Here is a 5155-nt window from a genome sequence, read left to right as displayed (position 1 = left end):
ATATCCACCGGAACATGGACGACGCCCTCGCTGATATAAATCGCACTGTCAGGAGCCACCTTACGATCATCGATGCCACGAGGATACTCCTCGATCATGGTCCCCAGGGAGGCAGCCTGAAAGACGTGAAGGTCATCAACAGGGTCCTTGCATCCACTGACATTGTTGCCGCCGATGCTTACGCAACGACCTTCTTTAACCTCAACCCCCAGGATATATCTACTACGGCAGCAGCGCATAAGAGGGGCCTGGGAGAGATGAACCTTAATAAGATCAAACTTATCAAGGCATGAGTTTAAAAAACCCCCGCATTTATCGACGGGCATACATGACAGCGCATTCATGAAGATCACCTCTTCCAGGGTCTCTCAGCTCATCTTTCTGGTCATATTTGTCATCCTCTTTATCGGCACTGAATACAGGGGCAAAGACGAAATCTCTGTTGCGATAAACAGCTTCTTCAGGGCAGACCCGCTTGTAACAATAAGCTACATTCTCGCCGTCAAGACAATGACCATGCTTTTAATCCCGGGGATCATGATGATCCTTGCCACGGCCATCCTCGGAAGGTTCTTCTGCGGATGGATCTGTCCCCTCGGTACGATCATCGATCTCGTGACGGGCACAATACGTAAAACCGTTCCTGTCAAATTCCTCAAGGGCCGGCTGAAATACTATCTCCTCTTCATACTTCTCGCCGCAGCCCTCTTCAATGTCAACCTCGCGGGGATCTTCGATCCCATTGCCATACTCGTCCGCGCCTTTACCTTCTTCCTCTATCCGCTTTTCGGATATTCGATACGCAGCGGCTGGACAGGATTATACGCCTTGCTGGGAGAAAAAAGAGAACACCTCGATTTTTTATTCGCATTTCTGCGGAACTACGTCCTGCCATTCAGGGAGACCTTTTATCCCCTCGCCTTTCTCTCGCTTATCTTTTTCATCGGCATTCTCTTTCTCGAAAGATATGAGAAGAGAAACTGGTGCAAAAACCTCTGCCCTCTTGGTACACTCCTTGGCATCATCGGAAATTTTTCCATATTCAGAAGGATTCCCGGGAAACTATGCGCAGACTGCGGGAAGTGCGAAGAGATATGTCCCACTGGGTTCGACACTGAGATCCTTCAGAAAGGTGACTGTATCCTCTGCATGGATTGCAGGCTGCAATGCGCGTTCAAACGGGTCAGGTTCTCTTTAAAACGTATTCCCGGGCAAAAAGAGGGGAAGGCAGGGGGTACAGCCCCTGTTCTGGAGAGACGGGTTTTTATAGGCAGTCTGTTGTCAGGGTTTTTCGTTTCCAGGGTCTTTGCCTTCCGGTCACCGGCGCAGTATGAACGACTCCTCAGGCCACCGGGGGTCAGCAACGAAAAGGATTTTCTCAAAAAATGTGTCCGGTGCGGCGAGTGCATAAAGGTCTGCCTCCGCAGCGCACTCTACCCGGATTATTTCAGGGCAGGCATCTACGGGGTCTTCATGCCCGTCCTTATTCCCCGGTTGGGATATTGCGAATACAACTGCAACCTCTGCGGGCAGGTGTGCCCGACAGGCGCCATCCCGAACCTCGTCATTGAAAAAAAGAAGAAGAGCGTCATCGGGATCGCCGCCCTCGATAAAAATCATTGCCTCCCCTATGCCAAAAAGATCAACTGCATCGTCTGTGAGGAACACTGTCCCATACCTGAAAAGGCTATACGCTTCGAGGTCGTTGAAGAAAGGGATTACAGGGGCAAGGTCGTTGCCCTTAAAAAACCGTATATTGTTGAAGAATTATGCAATGGATGCGGGATCTGCGAAAACAAATGTCCCCTTGAAGGGAAATCCGCGATCGAGGTCTTTGCTCAACGGAAACGTCTCATAAACACTTAATCTTTCTTCAAAATAACCGAAAATAAAAATCAGGTACTTTTTTCTTGTTTTATGATATTATTATACCCGTTATGTATTTACCGTATAGCCAGCACGTCGTATGATGAATCCCTCGCAACATACATCCCGGTAGAACATTCGGTTAAGGTATAGAAATTGAAAGACAATAAGACGAAAAAGATCACAAAACAGAGTCTCATACAGGCATTGAAAGAGAGCGAGGAGCGCCTCCAGTTCGCCCTTGAAGGAAGCGGTGAAGGCGTGTGGGATTGGAATATCCAGACCGGGGAGGTATTCTTTTCGAAGAAATGGAAAGAGATGCTCGGCTATCAGGATCACGAGATCGGGAACCATCTCGATGAATGGTCAAAACGTGTCCATCCTGACGATATGGATGGCGTCATGGCTGAGATCGAAAAACATTTTTCAGGACAAACCCCGTTTTATGTCTGCGAACACCGCATAGTATGCAAAGACGGAAGCTACAAGTGGATACTCGACAGGGGCAAGATCGTGTCCCGGACAGATGATGGCAAGCCCCTGAGGATGGTGGGGACGCATGCCGATATCACAGGGCAGAAGAGTCTCCAGGAAGAACTATACAACGAAAGGAAAAGATTCCAGACCATTGCCGATAATGCACCCTTCGGTGTGATCATGGTCGACAGGAATAATCTGTGCACCTATGTAAACCCGAAATTTACGGAGATCTTCGGCTATGATCTGAAAGATATACCCGACGGCAGGACGTTGTTCAGAAAGGCTTTTCCCGATAAGGATTACAGGCGGGAAGCGGCTTCAATCTGGATCAACGATGCTGCGGGATTAAAGCCGGGGGAAAGGGAACCCAGGATATTCAACGTACGGTGCAAGGACGGTATAGAAAAGATCGTAGCCTTTGCTCCTGTCTGTATCGAGTCCGGAGAATACATCGTTACCTGTATGGACATCACCGAACATAAAAAGGCTGAGGAGGCCCTCAGAGAATCGGAAGAACGGTACCGTATAGCCATAGAGCACTCGAACGACGGGGTCGCGATCATCCAGGACCTCATTCACGTCTATGTGAACAACAAATATGTGGAGATATTCGGCTACGACAGCCCTGATGAGATTATCGGGCAATCCACCAGGTTTACCGTGCATCCTGACGATCAGGAGAGGGTTACGCAATACGGAACCATCAGGCAGCAAGGAGCCTACGCGCCGGCCAGATACGAATTTAAAGGTATTAAAAAAGACAGAACAACAATCTACATAGAGGTCTCCGTCACAACGATCACCTACAAGGGGAAACAGGCCCGCCTCGCTTATCTCCGGGATGTTACCGACAGGAAGAACGCGGAAGATTCCCTCCAGGAAAGTGAGGAAAAATACCGCAACATCTTTGAAAACGCCGTCGAGGGCATCTTTCAGAGCACACCGGAAGGACGCTTCATCAGCGTCAACCCTGCCATAGCAAAGATGTGCGGCTTTGAATCCCCCGAGGAGATGATCTCATCCATCAAGGACATTGCAAGTGAGCACTACACGGATCCGGCTCAACGGATAACATTCAGGCAGATTATTGAGCAACAGGGCAGTATCGAAAACTTCGAGCACCAGACCTATCGAAAAGACGGAAAAAAGATCTGGGTCTCCACAAACTCAAGGGCCGTCAGGGACCAGGAAGGCAGAACGCTCTATTACGAGGGAACCTATCAGGACATCACGTCACGGAAACAGGACGAGGAAGAAAAGGCAAGACTTCAGGCACAGTTTTTTCAGGCACAGAAGATGGAGGCTGTCGGGACACTGGCAGGAGGCATCGCCCACGATTTCAACAACCTGCTCATGGGTATCCAGGGATATGCGTCGCTGATGCTCTATAATATGGAGATCAATAATCCTAACTATGAAAAACTCAAAAGTATAGAAGACCTGGTGAGAGGCGGCGCGGAACTCACAAAGCAGCTCCTCGGTTTTGCACGGGGAGGAAAATACACAGTGAAACCGGCTGATCTCAACGAGATCATCGAAAAGACCTCGGTGATGTTCGGACGTACCAAAAAAGAGATCGCTATTCATAAAAAGTATGCGGAAGACCTTTGCACTGTTGAGGTAGACCAGGGACAGTTCGAGCAGGTCCTGCTCAACCTCTATGTCAACGCATGGCAGGCCATGCCGGCAGGAGGGACCATCTATATCGAGACAACCAATGCTGTCCTTGATACAACCTTTACAAGACCCTATTCAATCAAACCCGGTGGATACGTGAAGGTATCCATAACTGATACCGGCAGCGGTATGGATGAAAAGACAAAAGAAAGGATATTTGAGCCCTTCTTTACAACCAAGGAGATGGGGAGGGGCACCGGTCTCGGGCTTGCTTCTGTATACGGGATCATAAAAAACCACCAGGGCATTATTGACGTTATCAGCGAAAAGGGTGAAGGAAGCACGTTCGTTATATATCTGCCCGCTTCCGCAAAACAGGTGATAAAGGAACACAGACCTTCCGGTACAATTGTACAGGGTAAGGAAACGATCCTCATCGTTGACGATGAAGAGACGATCCTGAGGGTAAGTAGCGAACTCCTCACCATGCTTGGTTATAAAGTTCTTGCCGCACAAAGCGGGAAAGAGGCGCTCGACATATATGGAGAACATCGCAACAAGATCGACCTTATTATCCTCGATATGATCATGCCTGATATGGGGGGAGAAGAGACCTTCCAGTTATTGAAAGCGATAAAACCCGACATCAGGGTGATCCTCTCAAGCGGATACAGCATGAACGGTCAGGCAAAAAAGATCCTCGACCAGGGCTGTAAGACATTCCTTCAAAAACCTTTCAACATAGACGAGCTTTCCCGGAAGATACGCTACGCACTTGAAGGCAGTGAATAGTAATAAAGGCAGTGAATAGTCGATAGTGAATAGCAGGCAAAAAATGCAGGTTAAGGTTCAGGCTAAGGTTAAGCAAACTGCCGGTTCTCCTCAACCTTAATCTCAACCTGATTCTTCCTGCTATGAGCCATGAGCCGCTTTTCACGTCCAGCATCCGGCGACGAGCATCTGCTCTTCGCATCCTCGCATCCTCTCATCCTCGCATCCTCTCACCTTCTGCCCTCAGCTCTCCGCCCTCAGCTCTCCGCTGCCTTTATTCTTGAAACTTCCCTTCGTAACTTATAATGTATATCTATCGTTTATGAAAAGGTTTCCTTATCTCATACCGGTATTGCTGATCATCGGCTTCAGCGGGATCGTTGCTCAGACAATACTGCTCAGAGAACTGCTCATTATCTTT

3 protein-coding genes are annotated in these 5155 nt (G+C 48.7%); all 3 read left to right on the top strand.

Going from position 1 to position 5155, the window contains the following annotated elements; all coding sequences use genetic code 11:
* A partial coding sequence (locus PHU49_14385) for a DUF362 domain-containing protein (protein ID MDD5245193.1) occupies window positions 1-293 on the top strand: 293 nt, incomplete at its 5' end.
* A 49-nt stretch (window positions 294-342) separates the two neighbouring features.
* Complete coding sequence (locus PHU49_14380; protein ID MDD5245192.1) at window positions 343-1866, top strand: 4Fe-4S binding protein; 1524 nt, start codon at window positions 343-345, stop codon at window positions 1864-1866.
* 156 nt (window positions 1867-2022) lie between these two features.
* On the top strand, window positions 2023-4755 hold the full coding sequence (locus PHU49_14375) for a PAS domain S-box protein (GenBank protein MDD5245191.1): 2733 nt from the start codon (window positions 2023-2025) through the stop codon (window positions 4753-4755).
* Window positions 4756-5155: the final 400 nt, after the last annotated feature.

It is taken from the genome of Syntrophorhabdaceae bacterium, assembly GCA_028713955.1.
Taxonomy (GTDB): domain Bacteria; phylum Desulfobacterota; class Syntrophorhabdia; order Syntrophorhabdales; family Syntrophorhabdaceae; genus UBA5609.
Note: the sequence above shows the minus strand (reverse complement) of the source record. Positions and strands in the feature narration are given on the sequence as shown.